This is a genomic window from Pseudomonas sp. SMN5, from assembly GCF_052041925.1.
Lineage (GTDB): Bacteria > Pseudomonadota > Gammaproteobacteria > Pseudomonadales > Pseudomonadaceae > Aquipseudomonas.
The window spans coordinates 39,529-58,199 of record NZ_JBKGGX010000007.1 but is presented as its reverse complement, the minus strand read 5'-3'; the positions used below and the strand labels follow the sequence as shown (position 1 = coordinate 58,199).

Below are 18,671 nucleotides of genomic sequence, written 5' to 3'. Positions count from 1 at the left end.
ACCGAGCGCATCCGGATGAGACGACTATGCTGTACCCCATGAAGGGCCATGTACAGGCCAGCGTACTCATGCCAGCGAAAGGGACATCAGATGTACCCACGGTTCCGTAGTCCGCATCTCGACGGTGCACGGCCATGAACCTGTCGATGGAAAAGACCAATCGGCGGATCCTGATCGTCGACGACACCGCGACCATCCATGAGGATTTCCGCAAGATCCTCAGCCCCCAGGTCGTTACCGAAGACAGCCTGAGCAACGCCGAAGAGGCGTTGTTCGGCGCACCGGTGGGCATCGCCAGCCAGAGTTTCGTGCTCGACTCGGCATTCCAGGGCATGGAAGCCCTGAACAAGGTAGAGACTGCACTGGCCCAGGGGCGGCCCTTTGCCATGGCTTTCATCGACATGCGCATGCCGCCGGGCTGGGATGGCCTGGAGACCATCGAACGACTGTGGCGCGTCGACCCCAAGCTACAAGTGGCGCTGTGCACCGCCTATTCGGACTATTCCTGGGAGGACATCTCAGAGCGCCTCGAACTGGGCGACCGACTGCTCATCCTGAAAAAACCCTTCGATGCCATCGAGATCCGTCAGATGGCCAGCACCCTGACGGTCAAATGGCAGATGACCGAAGACGCGGCGCTGAAAATGGACATGCTCGAGCGCGCCGTCGAGGAACGGACCCGGGAGCTGGCCGACGCCAACATCATCGTGCAGAACAGCCCGACCATCCTCTATCGCCTGCGGGGCGAACCGCCGTTCCCGTTGATGTACATCTCCCACAACATTACCAAGTTCGGCCATGTCGCGGCGCAACTGATCAACGCGCCGGACTGGGCGCAGATCCTGATCCACCCTGACGACCAGGGAAAGGTCGGCGAGGCCATGGTCCGCGTACTGGACCGCGACACCGCGGGCGCGTCCATCGAATTTCGCATGCGCACCGGCGACGGCGCGTTCCGCTGGGTGGAAAACCGCTACATTCCGGTGCGCAATGAGCAAGGCCTGTTGCTGGAGGTGGAAGGCATCATCCTGGACATCACCGAGCGCAAGCTGGCCGAGGAAAAGATCGCCCTGCTGGCCCGCACCGACGGCCTGACCGGCCTGGCCAACCGCGCCACGATGATCGAGCGCCTGCATCAGGCCTTCGCGGCTGCCCGCCGGGGCGCGGCGCCGTTTGCGATGTTTTACCTGGACCTGGACCACTTCAAACGAATCAATGACACCCTCGGCCACCCCATCGGTGACCTGCTGCTGCAGGAAGTCGCCGCGCGCATCAAGGGCTGCACCCGGGAAAACGACGTGGTGGCGCGCCTGGGCGGCGACGAGTTCGCCATCCTGCAACTGGACGTGCACGAGGCGACCCACTGCGCGGCGCTGGCGGCCAAGATCCGCGACACCCTCGTGGCGCCCTACTCCCTGGATGGCAACGACGTGCGGGTATCGGTGAGCATCGGCATTGCCCTGTACACCCCGCAAAGCGTGAGCGCCGACAGCCTGATGGCGCAGTCCGACATGGCCCTGTACCGCTCCAAGGACAAGGGTCGCAACCAGTACCACTTCCACAACGAGGAAATTAACCAGGAGGTGACGGACCGGGTCGCCCTGGCCAACGATCTGCGTCGAGCCATCGAGAACCAGGAGCTGCATTTGCATTACCTGCCGGAAGTCGACCTGGGCACCGGCAAGATCCTCGGCATGGGCGTGCAGGTGCGCTGGAAGCATCCCGAGCGCGGCTGGCTGGAGCCGGAATCGTTCATGCCGGCGGCGGAAAAAAGCGGGATCATCATCCCTCTCGGCCATTGGGTGCTGGACCAGGCCTGCCAGCAGATGCGCCAGTGGCGCGACCAGAATATGGCGCCACCGGTGATTGCGCTCGACCTGTCGCTGACCCAGCTCAAGACCGGCCCGGAACTGATCTACGACGTACTGCGCACCACAGCCCGCTGGGAACTGGCGCCCTGGGACCTGCGCTTCGACGTTACCGAAGCCACCCTGGCCCAGACCAAGTGGACCCACAACGACGTACTGCCACGCCTGTGTGAACTGGGTGTGCAGATCGCCATCGATGAGTTCGGCACCGAGTATTCCTCGTTCGATTATCTCAAGACCTACCGGGTCAACCACCTCAAGCTCGCCCAGCGGTTCCTCGACAGCGCCAACGCCGATCCGGAGAACGCCACGACCCTGCGGGCGATCATCAACTTCGCCCGGGATGTGGGCATCGGGATCATCGCCGAAGGCGTCGAGACCCAGGAGCAACGCTCCACGTTGATGTCCAGCGGCGGCTCGATGCAGGCCCAGGGGCATTACTTCAGCACTGTAGTAGACAGCGGCCAGGCAGCCGAACTGCTCAAGGCCGGCGCCATCGTCCCGGTCACCGACCATTGGACCCGACCGGCGAGCGAGCTATCGGAGAGCAGCCCATGAACCCGTTGTCGGTCCCTGCGAACAGACGAATCCTGGTGGTGGACGACACACCGGCGATCCACCAGGATTTTCGCAAGATTCTCAGCCCCAGCGCCGGTAACGATGCGTCGCTGGACGACACCGAGAGCTTGCTGTTCGGCACCCCGCAGGTCAGCCGGCTGCAGTTCCAGATCGACTCGGCCTACCAGGGCGAGGAGGCGCTGGAACTGGTCAAGCGCGCCCAGGCCGAAGGCCAACCCTACGCCTTGGTGTTCGCCGACATGCGCATGCCGCCGGGCTGGGATGGCCTGCAGACCATCGAGAAACTGTGGGAGGCCGACCCACGGCTGCAAATTGCGCTGTGCACGGCGTTCTCCGACTACACCTGGGAAACCATGTCGGAGCGGATCGAGTTCGACGATCAGTTGCTGATCCTCAAGAAACCGTTCGACACCCTGGAAATCCGCCAGATGGCCAGCGCCATGACCTGGAAATGGCAGCTGGCCCAGGACGCCGCGCGCAAGATGCGCAGCCTGGAGCGCACGATCGAGGAGCGCGTCCAGGAGTTGCTCAAGGTTTCTCACCTGCTGCAATACGATGTGCTCACCGAGCTGCCCAACAGCATGTTGCTGGGCGACCGCCTGACCCAGGCCATGGCCCAGTGCCGACGCCACGATCGGCAACTGGCGGTGATGTTCATCGGCCTGGATCGCTTCAAACGCATCAACAATGCGCTGGGGCATCCGGTGGGCGACGAAATGCTCAAGCGCGTGGCCCGAACCCTGTCAACCGTGGTGCGCGAATCCGACTCGGTGTTTCGCTACGGCTCCGATGAATTCGTCGTGGTGCTGGGGGACATCACTGACCCGCAGCAGACCAAGGGCGTAGCGGAAAAACTGCTGGCGGCCATCAGCTCTGCGCAACCGATCGACGGCCATGACCTGACCGTCACCGCGAGCCTGGGGGTCAGCGTGTACCCGGTCGACGGTTTCGACGCCGTGGCGCTGATCAAGAAGGCCGAAACCGCGATGCGCAACGTCAAGGAAACCGGCCCCAACGACTACCGGTTTTTCACCGAGGACATGAACCGCCGGGCACGCCAGCAGCAGACCATCGAATCCGGCTTGCGCCTGGCCCTGCAACGCAAGGAATTCGTGCTGCATTACCAGCCCAAGCTGGACCTGACCAGCGGCAAGGTGGTCGGTGTCGAGGCGCTGGTGCGCTGGAACCGCCCGGACTACGGCCTGGTGTATCCATCGGACTTCATCCCGGTGGCCGAGGACAGCGGGCTGATCGTGCCGCTGAGTCAATGGGTGCTTCAGGAAGCCTGCCATCAGTCTTGCCGCTGGCAAGCCCAGGGGATGCGCCCGCTATGCCTGTCGGTGAATATCTCGGCCATCGATTTTCGCCAGCGCGGTTTCGTCGAAGGCATCGCCCGTACCCTCAAGGAAACCGGGCTGGACCCGACACAGTTAGAACTGGAGATCACCGAAAGCGTGCTGATGCAGAACATCGACACCACCGTCGCGGTCCTCAAGGCGATCAAGCAACTGGGAATACGGCTGGCCATCGATGACTTCGGCACCGGCTATTCGAGCCTGAGCTATTTGCAGAAATTTCCAGTGGATGTGTTGAAGATCGACCAGTCGTTCGTCGGCGACCTGAGCATCGACAGCAATGATGCCAAGTTGGTGAGCACCATCATCAACCTGGGCCGCAGCCTGAACCTGCACATCATTGCCGAAGGCGTGGAAACCCTTGAGCAATTGGAGTTCCTCAAGCGCCACCAATGCGAGGAAGCGCAGGGGTACTTCTTCAGCAAGGCGGTGGAGCCGCAAGCCTTCGTCCAATGGATGACCGAGTGGGAGCAACGCCAGTACCCGTTTTCATGAACCGCCAACTACCTTCAACCAAAAGATTCAAGGAAGCACCCGATGGCGTCATCTGGACTGTTACTGGCTCTGGGGCTGTTCGTGGGCGTGAGCGTGGCGGCACACGCCGCGCCCTTGGACGAACCGCTCAAACCGCTCCCCCCTGTTCCGACCCTGGACCCCAAGCGCGTCCAACTGGGCCTGCGCCTGTTCAATGACCCACGGCTGTCGGTCAATAACACCTTGTCCTGCGCCAGTTGCCATCGCCTGGACAAGGGCGGAGCCGACGACAAGCCGTTTTCCACGGGCTTCGACGGCAAGCCGCTGGAGGTCAATACACCCACGGTGCTCAATGCCAGCCTGAACTTCCATCAGTTCTGGGACGGTCGGGTCGATACCCTGGAAGAACAGGCTCAGGATGTGGTGACCAGCTCCACGGAAATGGCCAGCACTTGGGAAACGGTGCTCAAGCGCATCGCCGACGACCCAGGCTATGCCAAGGATTTCAAAGAAGCCTACCCCGACGGCGTGACTGCCCCCAATATCCAGAATGCCCTGGCCGACTATGAACGCACCCTGCTGACTCCCAATTCGCGTTTCGACCAGTACCTGCTGGGCGATACCGACATCCTCACGCCCCGGGAAAAATTCGGTTACCAGCGCTTCAAGGAGTACGGCTGCATTGCCTGCCATCAGGGGGTGAACATCGGCGGCAACATGTTCCAGAAGTTCGGCGTCATGGGCGACTACATTGCCGACCGGGGCAATCCGACCCAGGCCGATGAAGGACGCTTCAATGTCACCGGCGACGAGGCGGACCGTCAGGTTTTCAAGGTGCCGAGCCTGCGTAACGTCGCGATGACCGCCCCCTATTTCCACAAGGGGTCGGCGCCGACCCTGGAGAAGGCGGTAGAAGTCATGTTCAAGTACCAGTTGGGCCGTGAGCCGCAGAAAAACGACACCGAACTGATCGTTGAATTCCTCAAGACCCTGACCGGCGAATGGGAGGGCAAGCCTCAATGACAGTTCTACGCCGCCTCGGCCTTGCCTTCATCGGCCTGCTGCTGGCTTCGGTCCTGCTGTTCATGTACGTCAATTCCGGTGCGCAACAGGCCGCCTCGTACATTGAATCCCGGGACCTGATCCGTCTGCTCAAGCAGCAGGACGCCATCTGGGACAACGAAGTGCTCAAGTCGCGTATCGCCCTGAGCCACAACTACGATCCACTGGTGTCGCCGCTGCACGAGATGGCGCGGCTGTGGCAGCGCCTCGACGCTATCGAGTCGGAACCGGGTCGCCATGCGCCGTCGCGCTGGGAAGGCCTGCGTGACGAATACCTCAAGGCGGTCAAGGACAAGACCCGCCTGGTGGAGCAGTTCAAGTCGCGCAACGCGATATTGCGCAACTCCCTGGCCTTCCTGCCCACCGCCGAGGACGACATCCAGGCTCAGTTCAACCAGTTGTCCGACGAGGAAAAACTGCAGCTGCAAAGTGTCGCCATCGACACTTACGACCTGCTGCTCAGCAGTATGGAGTTTGCCCAGCTCACCACCCGCGAGATCGCCGCCGAAGTGTTGGTGGGCCTGAATCGGCTCGACGTGAACAAAGAGCGCTTGCCTCAGGGGCTGAATGACTCCGTCAACATCCTGAGCCGGCACATTGCCCTGATCCTGCGCGAACAGCCGCGGGTCAATGAGTTGCTGGAGGGCATCGAGGCCATCCCGGTGTCCGATCACCTGGATGCCATCAGCAGTCTGCTGGAAAAAGACCAGGAAATCGCCGCCAGCCAATACCAGCGCAATCATGTCTACCTGCTGGTGTTCGCCACGTTGCTGGTGTTGATATTGATCTGGCTGGCGGTGCGTTTGATACGCAGTTTCGGCGAGATCAAGCGGGTCAACAACGCCCTGCAAAGCGCCAACGATGAACTGGAACAACGGGTCGAAGAGCGTACCCGCCAGCTCAAGGACACCCAGAGCGAACTGATGGACACCGCCCGCCAGGCCGGCATGGCGGAGATCGCGACCAACGTGCTGCACAACGTCGGCAACGTGCTCAACAGCGTGAACATTTCCGCCGACCTGGTCAGCCGCAAACTGCGCAGCAGCAAAGCGGTAGGCCTGGGCAAGGCGATGCAATTGATCAACGAACATCCCCACGACCTGGGGCATTTCCTCACCGAGGACGACAAAGGCAAACTGCTGCCCGGCTACCTCAATCAACTGGTGGAAGCCATTGCGCTGGAGCAGCAGGGCCTGATCGACGAACTGGCCCAGTTGAGCAAGAGCGTGGACCACATCAAGGACATCGTCTCCACGCAACAATCCTACGCCGGCGCCAACAGCCTGCTGGAACCGCTGGTGGTCAGCGAACTGCTCGAAGACGCCTTGCGCATGAACTCCGGCGCACTGACCCGCCATCATGTTACGGTCATCAAGGAATACGGCGATGTGCCGCGCATCATGGGCGACAAGCATCGCTTGCTGCTGATCCTGATCAACCTGATCAGCAACGCCAAGTACGCCATGGCCGGGGTCTCCAACCATGCGCGGAACATGACCCTCAGGGCCGAGGTGGTGGACGACGAGACCTTGCGGATCAGCGTCACGGACGAAGGCGAAGGCATCCCCGAGGAGAACATGACACGCATCTTCGCCCATGGTTTTACCACTCGTAAGGAAGGCCACGGGTTTGGCCTGCACAGCTGCGCATTGGCGGCCATCGAAATGAACGGCCACCTCACCGCACACAGTGAGGGGCCAGGCAAAGGGGCAACGTTCGCGCTGCAACTGCCCCTGAAACTCGCAGAAGGTGAGCAATGAATAGCCTGAGTAACCGACGCATCCTGTTGATCGACGATACGCCCGCCATTCATGACGATTTCCGCAAGATCCTGACTCCGCAGGACGATAGCAACCCCGACCTGCTGGACATGGAAAACGCACTGTTCGGCGACGCCCCGAAACCGGCCACCACCGTGTTTGAACTCGACTCGGCCTATGGCGGGCAGGAAGGCCTGAACAAGTTGCTGGACGCCGTGGCAAAGGAGCGCCCCTACGCCTTGGCGTTCGTCGACATGCGCATGCCCGAAGGCTGGGATGGTGCCAAGACCATCGAAGAGTTGTGGAAACGCGACCCGCTGCTGCAGGTGGTGGTCTGCACCGCGTATTCGGATTACTCCTGGGATGAGCTGCTCGACCGACTGAACGGCCATGACCGGTTGCTGATTTTGAAAAAACCCTTCGACAACATCGAAGTCCAGCAGATGGCCAACACCCTGACCACCAAATGGGAAATGACCTCTCGCGCCCAACTGAAAATGAACAAGCTCGAAGACTTGGTGGAACAACGTACCCAAGCGTTCAGACAGGCCAGCGAGCTGCTGCAAATGGAAATCGACGAACGCAAGATGCTGGAAACCCAGCTGGTGCAGTCGGAAAAACTCGCCTCGCTGGGCCAGTTGGCAGCCGGGGTGGCTCATGAAATCAACAACCCGATCGGCTTCATCTCCTCCAACCTCGGAGCGTTGGACGGCTACTTTGCCAAGCTGCAGGAGATGCTCAGTGCCTATGGCGGCGCCGAAGGAGCCATCGCCTCGCCCGAATTGCTGATGAGCCTGACGAAACTGCGCGAAAAGGTGGAACTGGATTTCCTGGTAGAAGACATTCCGCTGCTGATCAAGGAATCCAAGGACGGCATCGCCCGGGTCGGGCAGATCGTCAAGGATTTGAAGGACTTCTCGCGGGTCGACTCCAGCCAGGAATGGCAGATGGCAAACCTTCAGCAGGGCATGGATTCGACGTTGAACATCGTCGCCAACGAAATCAAATACAAGGCCGACGTGGTCAAGGAATACACGCCGCTACCGGAAGTGGAATGCCTGCCGTCGCAGATCAACCAGGTGATCATGAACCTGATCGTCAATGCAGCCCAGGCCATCGGCCCCGAGCGCGGCACCATCACCCTGCGCAACGGTGTCGGCGAAGACACCGTATGGATCGAAGTCGCCGACAACGGTTCGGGCATTCCACCGCAAACCCTGCAAAAAATCTTCGACCCCTTCTTCACCACCAAACCCATCGGCCAGGGCACAGGGCTGGGGCTGTCACTTTCCTACGGGATCGTGAAGAAGCACAACGGCGAGATCACCGTGCGCAGCGAAGTCGGGGTTGGCACCACCTTCCGCGTGGAACTGCCGTTGCGGCAGATGAAACAGGCGGGGTGAAACGCAACCCGGCGGCCCTGGCACCTCCCTTGCCACATGAAGCAGTGCCAGGCGCGCCCCTGTGGCGAGGGAGCTTGCTCCCGCTGGGCTGCGCAGCAGACCCAAAAGGTTGAAGGCAATCCCCCACACACCGAGGCGACTGGCTTGAGGGCTGCTTCGCACCCCAGCGGGAGCAAGCTCCCTCGCCACAGAGGACCGGCCATGTGATACGCGATCAGAAGTTGGGTATCTCTCTGGAGAAAATCCCCTCGCCACAGGCTTGCCCGCCGTTTCGCTGCCAGCGCAGAATGTCGGGATGCCTTGCCTGCGCGCCCCTCTGATGTCCAACCCCAAGGAAACCGTATGAGCCTGTCGCTGTTGAGCCGTTACGCCTTCTTTGCCGGCTGTGTGCTGTTCACCCTCGCCAGCCTGCCGTTCCTGCAACACGACTGGCTCTGGCCGATCACGCTGGTGACCGGGTTGTTGAGTCTGCTGGGGCTGTTCGATCTGTTCCAGAGCCGCCACGCGGTACGGCGCAACTATCCGATCCTGGGCAATATTCGGTACCTAGTCGAAGGCATCCGCCCGGAGATCCGCCAGTACCTGCTCGAATCCGACAGCGACGCCCTGCCCTTTTCCCGGGCACAACGTTCGCTGGTCTACTCCCGGGCCAAGAATGAAAGCGCCGACAAACCGTTCGGTACCCTGATCGACGTGTACCAGACCGGCTTCGAATTCATCGGCCACTCCATGCGCCCGGCGCCATTGAGCGACCCCAGCGGCTTTCGCGTGACGGTCGGCGGCCCGCAATGCACCCAACCGTATTCGGCTTCCGTGTTCAACATCTCGGCCATGAGCTTCGGCTCCCTGAGCGCCAACGCCATCCGCGCGCTGAATCAAGGCGCCAAGCTTGGCAACTTCGCCCACGACACCGGCGAGGGCAGCATCAGCCCCTATCACCGCGAACACGGCGGCGACCTGACCTGGGAACTGGGCAGCGGCTACTTCGGCTGCCGCACCAGCGACGGGCGCTTCGACCCGGAGCGCTTCGCCGTCCAGGCACAGAACCCACAGGTGCGGATGATTGAAATCAAGATGAGCCAGGGCGCCAAGCCCGGCCACGGCGGGATCCTGCCCAAGCACAAGGTCACCCGGGAAATCGCCGAGACCCGCGGCATTCTCATGGGCGAGGATTGCGTTTCACCGTCACGCCACAGCGCGTTCTCCACTCCCCTGGAGTTGATGCAATTCGTCCAGCAGCTACGGGAGCTGTCCGGCGGTAAACCGGTGGGCTTCAAGTTCTGCCTGGGGCACCCGTGGGAATTCATGGGCATCGCCAAGGCCATGCTGGAGACCGGCATCCTGCCCGATTTCATTGTCGTCGACGGCAAGGAAGGCGGCACGGGCGCGGCGCCGGTGGAATTCACCGACCACATCGGCGTGCCGTTGCGCGAGGGCCTGCTGTTCGTGCACAACACCCTGGTGGGCCTGAATCTGCGGGACAAGATCAAGCTCGGCGCCAGCGGCAAGATCGTCAGCGCCTTCGACATCGCCAGCGTCCTGGCCATCGGCGCCGACTGGGCCAACGCCGCCCGTGGCTTCATGTTCGCCATCGGCTGCATCCAATCGCAAAGCTGCCACACCAACAAATGCCCCACCGGCGTCGCCACCCAGGACACCTTGCGCCAACGCGCCCTGGTGGTCCCGGACAAGGCCCAGCGCGTCTACAACTTCCACCGCAACACCCTCAAGGCCCTGGCCGAAATGCTCGCCGCCGCCGGCCTCGACCATCCATCGCAGTTGCAACCCAAGCACCTGGTGCGGCGGATGTCGGCGACCGAGATCAAGCTGTTCTCGCAGTTGCATGTGTTTTTGAAACCGGGGGAATTGCTGACCGGGGAGGTGAATGGGGAGTTTTACTCGCGGATGTGGCAGATGGCGCGGGCGGACAGTTTTGAGCCGATGGACGTGGAGGCTGCTTAGCAATGGTCTGATTGCCAGTCTCGGCGGGAGCTGGTGTCGTCCTGGGGACAAATAGCGAAGCGACCACTGTTCCTTCAACTAACATGAAGGCCCGCTCCCAATCCTTGGCCAGTAGCCGCTGGGCATCCACATAAGCGCCATCGGCTACCCACCAAACCCTGCATCCAGAGCGTTTCAACACCTCGATATCGTTGAAATATACTGTCCCAGGGTTACCTGGCACCACTGCATAGCCACCCAGGTTTGAGATCTTCAGAAAAGCTTCAACAGACGAGCGAATGTAAAACTTGGGTTCAATACCTGTCTGGTTATAGTAGTTGAAAGGCAGGTTCCACACTAAGGACTCGAAAACGATCTCATCCCCCGGTAATGCGGCTCGCTTGATCTCGGCCGCCAATGTGTCAAACCTGAAATCGCGACGATAATCGGTACCATTCAAGCCATCCGCCTGTCGATAGACCAACTGTAATCCTTGTGCTTCTACTGCCGTCGCAACTATCAAGGCCACCAAGATGCTCTTACTCCAAGCCAATCTGTCCAGCGCGGCGGCAACCATCAGCGGCAATCCCACTGCAGCAAATACCAGATAGCGAGGAGCGAACAACGGTACGGCGATCGCCACCAGGGCAAGAACGACAACCGGGATAAAAAAATAACTGATCAATAGACTGGCATAGCGCCGCTGATCGTTACTTTTCCAAAGCAGTATCGCCGCACATACAACGACGCCGACCAACGGCAGTGTGCGCAACCATAACGAATGCTCGCCCCAACTATTCATCACGGCAAACTGCCAGACGAGGCTGACCAACGCGTCAACTGTGATGGGCGGTATCCAGATAATGAGGGACTGTGAACGCGATAGTTGGTCGAACAGATGAGGCAGCCAAGGAATGTATAACAGCACTATAGCCACATTGGCCATTAACCATGACCGCGCAGATGGTGAAGTTGAGAAAACACCTTGCCGCCCCCGCCATACATAAAACCAGTGAACCAGTACGCACAGCGCGGAGAAATAGTGGGTGTAGAAAGCTGCGGTCATCAACAGCACGTAAATAACGGGAAAACGTTTCGTCCCAGGCGCGTTCACCCAGCTCACCAGGGCCACCGTAGCGCCCATCAACCAAAATCCGAGCAAGGTGTACATGCGCGCCTCCTGGCTGTAACGGACCGAGATCGGAAGCAATGCCAAGAGCAGCGCCGCCATCCAGGTCGCCCTGCGCGTGGTAACGAGACTCATCAATTTAATGCTCAGCAATACAGCGCCCACGTCCGCTAATGCGCTGAGTGACCTGACGGCCAAGGCCCCATCGCCGAACAGCATCATCCAGACATGCAGCACAAGATAATAGAGAGGCGGATGAACGTCCCGTGCCGTAATGTCCCAGATCTGTGATGGCTGATGCCTGGCAAGCAGTATGCTGAAAGCTTCGTCATACCAGATTGAAGGCACTGTGATTGCGTGGAATCGCACCGCCAGTGCGAGGACTATCACCGCTACCAACGCTGAGCAGTCTCCAAATCGGATCAGTCGTTTTCCTGAGTCACGGGCAGTCGTCATAGGCACGCTCGCAAGAGAGCAAGGAACGGTCAATCTATGTGCGTGTCAAGGTGGGGTCTACTGTAAGAACTAACAGGCAGAAGGCATTTACTCCCATCAACAAAAAAGCCCCGATCATCCGACCGGGGCCCTCTTGCAACTTGGTTGATTCACTAAACCGAACGCACCACGCCTGCGGACGCATCCCGGGGCTGCAACTTGAAGCTGTAGAACAGCACCGTCAGCAATACCAGAAACGCCGGCCCCACATACAGCGCCACCCGCGTGTCCGGGAAGTAGGCCATCAGCCCCACCACCAACACCAGGAATGCCAGGGCCAGGTACGAGCTGACCGGGTACAGCCACATCCGGTACTTCAGGGCCGCACGCTCGGAAGCACTCAAGCCTTTGCGGAATTTAAGCTGCGCCAGCAGGATCATCACCCACGTCCAGATTGCGCCGAAGGTGGCGATGGAGGTCACCCAGACGAAGACTTTTTCCGGCACCAGGTAGTTGAGCAGCACGCCCAGCAGCAATGCGGCGATGGACAACAGCAATGCCCGGCGCGGCACGCCATTGGCCGAGGTCTTGGCGAAGCCGGCCGGGGCCTGGCCGTTCTGCGCCAGGCTGTAGAGCATCCGCCCGGTGCTGAAAATCCCGCCGTTGCAGGACGACAGCGCGGCGGTGATCACCACGAAGTTGATGATGCCGGCGGCGGTCTTGATGCCCAGGCGCTCGAACGTCATCACGAACGGGCTGCCCTGGGTGCCGATTTCGTTCCATGGGTAGATCGACAGGATCACGAACAACGCGCCGACGTAGAACAGCAGAATCCGCCAGAACACCGAGCCGATGGCGTTGGGGATGGTTTTCTGTGGGTTCTTCGCTTCACCGGCGGTCAGGCCGATCATCTCCACGCCCAGGTAGGCGAACATCACCATTTGCAAGGACATCAACACGCCCTGCACGCCGTTGGGCAAGAAGCCCCCGTGGGTCCAGAGGTTGGAAATGCCCAGGGCCACGCCGTCGTTGCCGAACCCGAAGGCAATGATGCCGACGCCACCGATGACCATGGCGATGATGGTGACGATCTTGATCAGGGCGAACCAGAACTCGAATTCACCGAAGGCCTTGACCGCGATCAGGTTGATCGACCCCATGCTGACCAGCGCGGCCAGGGCCCAGATCCAGCGGGGCACATCGGGAAACCAGATGCCCATGTACACCGCCACGGCGGTGATTTCCGCCACGCAGGTCACCAGCCACAGGAACCAGTAGTTCCAGCCGGTCAGGAAGCCGGCCAGCGGACCGAGATAATCCTGGGCGTAACGGCTGAACGAACCGGCCACCGGGTTATGCACGGCCATTTCGCCGAGGGCGCGCATGATCACCAGGATCGCCAGGCCACCGATGATGTAAGAAAGCATGATTGCCGGGCCGGCCATTTCAATGGCCTTGGCCGAACCGAGGAACAGCCCGACACCGATACAGGCGCCGAGCGCCATCAGGCGGATATGCCGCTCGCCGAGTTCACGTTTGAGCGGACCACCCTGAGCGGTCTCGCCATGGGGCAGATGATTGCCGACAGGCATAGGTACAACCTCGTCTTGTTATTGGATTGACCACCGAGTTTCCAAGGCGCAAGCGGGTAAGCCTGCCACCTTGCCGAAACCGGGCCTGTCTCGTGGACAGACCGTCCTGTAGGACAACAGAACAGGATCAGCGGGCCGTGCAGTATAGGAAGCCAAGGATAGAGAGATTCACTGTAAAACCGAATAAATTCAGGCAAAAACCAAAAAAAATACTGTTTTTTGAGAGCCATTGACTGATATTGCCCCCCCCTTGAACACATACCCCCGTGGCGAGGGAGCTTGCTCCCGCTCGGCTGCGCAGCAGACGCATCGACCGGTACCTGGGCAATTCAGGTGGCTTAAGAAAGAGCGAGGGCGGCTGCGCCACCCAGCGGGAGCAAGCTCCCTCGCCACAAGAGCCTGTCGACCGGAATACCTTGACCGGATCCCTGCAAAACAGTTGCCCGGCAATTTCCCTCCCCCCACGCCAACCACCGTCTAAGCTTCAAGCAAGTCCGATCAATCTGCTTGAATGGATCAGTCGACTATGGGCGCTTTGTGGCATACCGATTCGAATAAACCTGTGGTCCCGACTGAACGTATGGAAGAAGCGCCTACACCCCAGAAAAAACGCCGCGCACGGCATGGCTGGCGGGCGTTCTGGTTGTTGCTGTTGATTATCGTCGTGGTAGTCGGCCTGGCGGTGGCCAAGGAAATGCGCACGGCGCAGTTCCAGTCCCGGGAGCTCAGCAAATACGCTGCATCCCTGAGCTACTCGGTGCAACCGGGGCCCAGCGATTCGATTGTCTATCCCGGTGCAGGCCCATTCGACCGACGGCTGGGCTACAGCGCCCTGGGGGAGTTCCTGCCGCGCCTGCTCAAGCGCGACTACGTGATCCAGGCCCAGGCCCGTTTCTCGCCGGCTCTGATGAGTTACGTCGATAAAGGCCTGTTCGTACCCTACGCAGAAAAAATCCAGGCCGGGCTGACCATCACCGATTGCCGTGCTGCCCCGGTGTATCAGTTCAAGTACCCGCAGCAGTTGTATTCAAGTTTCGACGCCATCCCGCCGGTGGTGGTGCAAAGCCTGCTGTTCATCGAGAACCGCTTCCTGCTCGACCCCAAGCAGCCTTTGGCCAACCCGGCGGTGGATTGGCCGCGCTTCGCCATGGCGGCATGGTCGCAGGTGGCCAAGCTGCTGAGTCTGCCGGGCCAGTCCGCTGGGGGCAGTACGCTGGCGACGCAATTGGAAAAGTATCGCCACTCTCCCGAAGGCCTGACGGTATCCGGCGCGGAGAAAATCCGTCAGATGATTTCCGCCAGCGTGCGTGCCTACCAGGCCGGCCCGCAGACCCTCCAAGCGCGGCAGCGGGTAATCCGTGACTACCTCAACAGCGTGCCGCTCTCCGCCGTACCGGGGCATGGCGAAGTGCATGGCATGGCCGAAGGCTTGCGGGTGTGGTACGGGGCCGATTTCAACCGGGCCAATGAACGGCTGTTCAGCACCGCCACCGACCCACAGGCCATGGCGGAAAAAGGCCTCGCGCTGCGGGAAATGCTCTCGTTGATGATCGCCCAGCGCCGCCCTTCCCATTACCTGACCAAGGGCCACGATGAACTGGCAAGCCTGACCGATAGCCACATCCGCCTGCTGGCGCAAAACGGCGTGATCGACGGTGCAATGGCCCAGGCCGCGCTGGCGAGCAAGGTCAGTTACCGCGACTGGGTCCAACAACCGACCATCCAGCCCATCGAAACCAACAAAGGCATCAGCGCTGCCCGCAGTCGCCTTGCCACACTACTCAATCGGCCACTTTACGACCTCGATCGCCTGGACCTGTCGGCGACCAGCACCTTGCAAAGCGATTTGCAGGCCCAGGCCACCGACTACCTCAAGCGTCTGGCCGACCCGGCGTTCGCCGCCGAGATCGGCCTGATGGGAGAACGCCTGCTGACCCCCACCAGCACCACCCAGGTGCGCTACAGCTTCACACTGCTGGAACTGACCCCGGACGGCTCACGGGTGCGGGTACAGACCGACAGCACCGACCAGCCCTTCGACATCAACGAAGGCAGCAAGCTGGAGCTGGGCTCGACCGCCAAGTTGCGGGTCCTCACGACCTACCTGCAGATCATCGCCGAGCTGCATGATCGCTATGCCCGGCAGACCCCGGCCGAGCTGAAGAAAGCCGACATCGCCGAGCAGGACCGCCTGTCCCGCTGGGCCGTGGATTACCTGATTCAGAACAGCGACCGCGACCTGTCGAAAATGCTCGAGGCGGCGCTGGATCGCACCTATTCAGCCAGCCCTAGCGAGGCGTTTTTCACCGGGGGCGGGCTGCACACCTTCCACAACTTCCGCAACGAAGACAACGGTCGCAACCCCACCTTGCGCGACGCCCTGCGGGAGTCGATCAACCTGCCCTTCATCCGCCTGATGCGCGACCTGGTGCGCTATTCCACCTATGGCGGCCCGGATAACAGCGCCGAACTGCTCAAGGATGACAAGGACCCGCGGCGCCAGGAATACCTGGCCCAGTTCGCCGACCGCGAAGGCACTTCGTTCCTGCTCAGGTTCTGGAAGAAGTATCAGAAAAAGGACACGGCCCAGCGCCTGGAAACCTTTCTCGACAGCATGCACCCCACGGCAATCCGCCTGGCCGCCGTGCACCGGTACTTCTTTCCCAATGACAGCCAGGAGAGTTTCAACCTGTTCGTGCGCTCGCACCTCAAATCAGCCAAGAGCAGTGAAAAGCTCACCGACGAACGCCTGGAACGGCTCTACCAGAGCTACGGCCCCGGTGCCTATGACCTGCCGGACCAGGGTTTCATCGCCAAGGTGCACCCGCTGGACCTGTGGTTGATGGGCTACCTGTTGAACAAACCCGACGCCAAGTTCAGCCAGATCGTCAAGGCCAGCCAGTTCGAGCGCCAGGAGGTCTACAGCTGGTTGTTCAAGAGCCGGCACAAGAGCGCCCGTGACAGTCGCATCCGCACCATGCTGGAAATCGAAGCGTTCCTGGACATTCACCAGCGCTGGCAGCAAGTCGGCTATCCGTTCGACCATCTGGTGCCGTCACTGGCGACCGCCATCGGCAGCTCCGGTGACCGCCCTGCCGCGCTGGCGGAACTGGTGGGAACCATCCTCAACGACGGGATCCGGCAACCGGCGCTGCGCGTGGACAGCCTCGACTTTGCCGTCGGCACGCCCTACGAAACGCGGCTGGTCAGCAACCCGGACAACGGCAAGCGGGTGATGCCGGTGGAAGTGGCCCGGGCCCTGCGCGGCGCGCTGTCCCAGGTGGTGGATGCCGGCACCGCGAAACGGGTGGCCGGCAGTTTCAAACTGGCCGACGGCACGCCGCTGGCCATGGGGGGCAAGACCGGCACCGGCGACAACCGCATCGAAGCCATCGGCGCCGGCGGACGGATCCTCAGTTCCAAATCCATCAACCGCACCGCCACCTTTGTGTTCTACATCGGCGACAGCCATTTCGGCACCCTCACCGCCTACGTCCCGGGGGCCTCGGCACAGAACTTCAAATTCACCTCGGCCTTGCCGGTGCAGGTGCTCAAGGGCATGGCGCCGTTTCTCACCTCTTACTTGCAACCGGGGAGTCATACTCAGTGCAAGCCGTTGGTGGCGCGGCAATGAGTCACGGGAATGTGGTGCAAGGCCCCTGTGGCGAGGGGATTTATCCCCGTTGGGCTGCGCAGCTGCCCCCAAAAAGCGCGCCATCAACCTGATCCACCGTGGTGTCGGCTTTCAGGGCTGCTGCGCAGCCCAGCGGGGATAAATCCCCTCGCCACAAGTCAGGGGTAGCCTCAGGTCAGGGATTGACGCGAGGCACCGCATCGAAAATTACTGTGAAGTCCGCGTTATACACGCCGGGAGAAAGGGGGCGGGTAGGCGAGTTTGCAACAACGACACGCATGTCTGCCTGCGTCCCAGGCGTGGACGTGGCATCATCCACGACTTCCTGTGGCTGGTCATTCAAGGGTACACCGTTGAATAGAACCCTCAGGGACACAATATCGACGCCGTTAGTCAGGTGGATGGCACCTGTCTGGTTAGCATTCTCGATGTACGCGTGGACCGAACCGTCGGTGTTCTTCACATCAAAGGTGTGGCGCAAAGACGTGAGTTTATAGGTGATGGGGTCGTAGTACATGTACTCATCCTTGCCAAACTCCGGATCCCGCGGCTGCACGTGGAACTGCTGAGTCGGAATTTTCGCCTCGATATGAATGGCCGAATGTGCATCATCGGCCCCCAAGGCCAGCGCAGGACTCAAGGCCGCGGCGGCCAGAGCGGTAACGGACACAAACTTCTTGAACATGTTTTAACTTCCTTTTTTTCATCGTTATTGGAGAAACGGCGAAGCAGCATCGGTGCGCCGGCGACGCCGATTGCCCTTGTGGCGAGGGAGCTTGCTCCCGCTCGACTGCGCAGCAGTCGCAGCGACGGCAAGGCCGGAAAAAGCACGGGCAGCTTCGCCCGAAGCGTCGAACCGTCCCAATGGGTGCAAGCTCCCTCGTCACGAAGGTTTCGTACTGGCTCGACGAGTGCCGGTCGCCTAGGGCGCGGTGGCGTCGAACACCATGTGCACCGTGCCGTAGTAATCCCCTGGCTTGTAATCGTCATCGGGAGGGACGGCGGCGATCTCCAGCGGCACCTGGCGGCCTGGCCGGGCTTCAGTAGCCGAGACCACCTGAGTCGAATCCAGGGTCAGCTCGACGCCGTTGAACCGTACGCGCAAGTCGATGCGATCACGGCCATTGGACAGGTAGGCCTCCTCCCCGAGGCGCGCGCCAATGGAGCCGTTGCTGTTTTTCACTTCATACGTGGCTCGCAACGGGCTCAGCTGCGAAGTGACCGTGCTGAACGGCAGGCGCTGTTCGCGCTGGACCAGTTGCGGGTCGAGGGGCAACACATAGAAGTCGGCCGTCGGGATGGTCACGTAGAGCTCGAACGTCTCCCGCTCGACAGCCCCCCAGGTCGACGACCAGGGCATGACCAGGGCGGTCAGTGCGAGGAGGCGTAGCCGTGTCTTGATCATTTTGATTTACCTCTTGCGTCAACGACGGTGCGGC

The 18,671-nt window shown here is 60.9% G+C and carries 10 protein-coding genes and 1 pseudogene; 7 read left to right on the top strand and 4 right to left on the bottom strand.

Features of this window, described 5'->3' with window-relative positions; all coding sequences use genetic code 11:
• Positions 1 to 134 precede the first annotated feature (134 nt).
• From ACLEJR_RS09030 to ACLEJR_RS09005, 6 genes are all read left to right on the top strand, one after another.
• On the top strand, positions 135 to 2,426 hold the full coding sequence (locus ACLEJR_RS09030; RefSeq protein WP_440813397.1) for a GGDEF/EAL domain-containing response regulator: 2,292 nt from the start codon (positions 135 to 137) through the stop codon (positions 2,424 to 2,426).
• Positions 2,423 to 4,297, top strand: coding sequence for an EAL domain-containing protein (locus ACLEJR_RS09025; RefSeq protein WP_440813395.1), 1,875 nt, complete (start codon positions 2,423 to 2,425; stop codon positions 4,295 to 4,297). The genes ACLEJR_RS09030 and ACLEJR_RS09025 overlap by 4 nt, the downstream gene beginning before the upstream one ends.
• 42 nt (positions 4,298 to 4,339) lie before the next feature.
• The gene (locus ACLEJR_RS09020) at positions 4,340 to 5,299 is read left to right on the top strand and encodes a cytochrome-c peroxidase (protein ID WP_440813392.1); all 960 of its coding nucleotides are present in this window, start codon (positions 4,340 to 4,342) and stop codon (positions 5,297 to 5,299) included.
• Positions 5,296 to 7,098: a DAHL domain-containing protein gene (locus ACLEJR_RS09015; RefSeq protein ID WP_440797384.1), complete on the top strand. Its 1,803-nt coding sequence runs from the start codon at positions 5,296 to 5,298 to the stop codon at positions 7,096 to 7,098. Before ACLEJR_RS09020 ends, ACLEJR_RS09015 begins: the two co-directional genes overlap by 4 nt.
• On the top strand, positions 7,095 to 8,501 hold the full coding sequence (locus tag ACLEJR_RS09010) for an ATP-binding protein (RefSeq protein ID WP_440813391.1): 1,407 nt from the start codon (positions 7,095 to 7,097) through the stop codon (positions 8,499 to 8,501). Before ACLEJR_RS09015 ends, ACLEJR_RS09010 begins: the two co-directional genes overlap by 4 nt.
• Positions 8,502 to 8,843: 342 nt before the next feature.
• Positions 8,844 to 10,463, top strand: a complete 1,620-nt coding sequence (locus ACLEJR_RS09005) for an FMN-binding glutamate synthase family protein (RefSeq protein ID WP_440797386.1) — start codon at positions 8,844 to 8,846, stop codon at positions 10,461 to 10,463.
• Between the two features lie 898 nt (positions 10,464 to 11,361).
• On the opposite strand, the pseudogene ACLEJR_RS09000 reads toward ACLEJR_RS09005, so the two are convergent.
• Both ACLEJR_RS09000 and ACLEJR_RS08995 read right to left on the bottom strand, forming a co-directional pair.
• A pseudogene (locus ACLEJR_RS09000) lies at positions 11,362 to 12,027 on the bottom strand (glycosyltransferase family 39 protein); the annotation flags it as partial.
• 152 nt (positions 12,028 to 12,179) lie between these two features.
• Positions 12,180 to 13,598: an amino acid permease gene (locus ACLEJR_RS08995; protein WP_440813390.1), complete on the bottom strand. Its 1,419-nt coding sequence runs from the start codon at positions 13,596 to 13,598 to the stop codon at positions 12,180 to 12,182.
• Positions 13,599 to 14,124: 526 nt separating this feature from the next.
• Between ACLEJR_RS08995 and ACLEJR_RS08990 the strand changes: the two genes are divergently transcribed.
• Positions 14,125 to 17,232, top strand: coding sequence for a transglycosylase domain-containing protein (locus ACLEJR_RS08990; RefSeq protein WP_440813389.1), 3,108 nt, complete (start codon positions 14,125 to 14,127; stop codon positions 17,230 to 17,232).
• A 175-nt stretch (positions 17,233 to 17,407) separates the two neighbouring features.
• Here the strand turns inward: ACLEJR_RS08990 and ACLEJR_RS08985 are convergent, their stop codons facing one another.
• Together ACLEJR_RS08985 and ACLEJR_RS08980 are read right to left on the bottom strand one after the other, a co-directional pair.
• Positions 17,408 to 17,917, bottom strand: coding sequence for a CS1 type fimbrial major subunit (locus ACLEJR_RS08985; RefSeq protein WP_440813386.1), 510 nt, complete (start codon positions 17,915 to 17,917; stop codon positions 17,408 to 17,410).
• Positions 17,918 to 18,154: 237 nt separating this feature from the next.
• Complete coding sequence (locus ACLEJR_RS08980) at positions 18,155 to 18,637, bottom strand: CS1 type fimbrial major subunit (RefSeq protein ID WP_440813383.1); 483 nt, start codon at positions 18,635 to 18,637, stop codon at positions 18,155 to 18,157.
• Between the last annotated feature and the right edge of the window lie 34 nt (positions 18,638 to 18,671).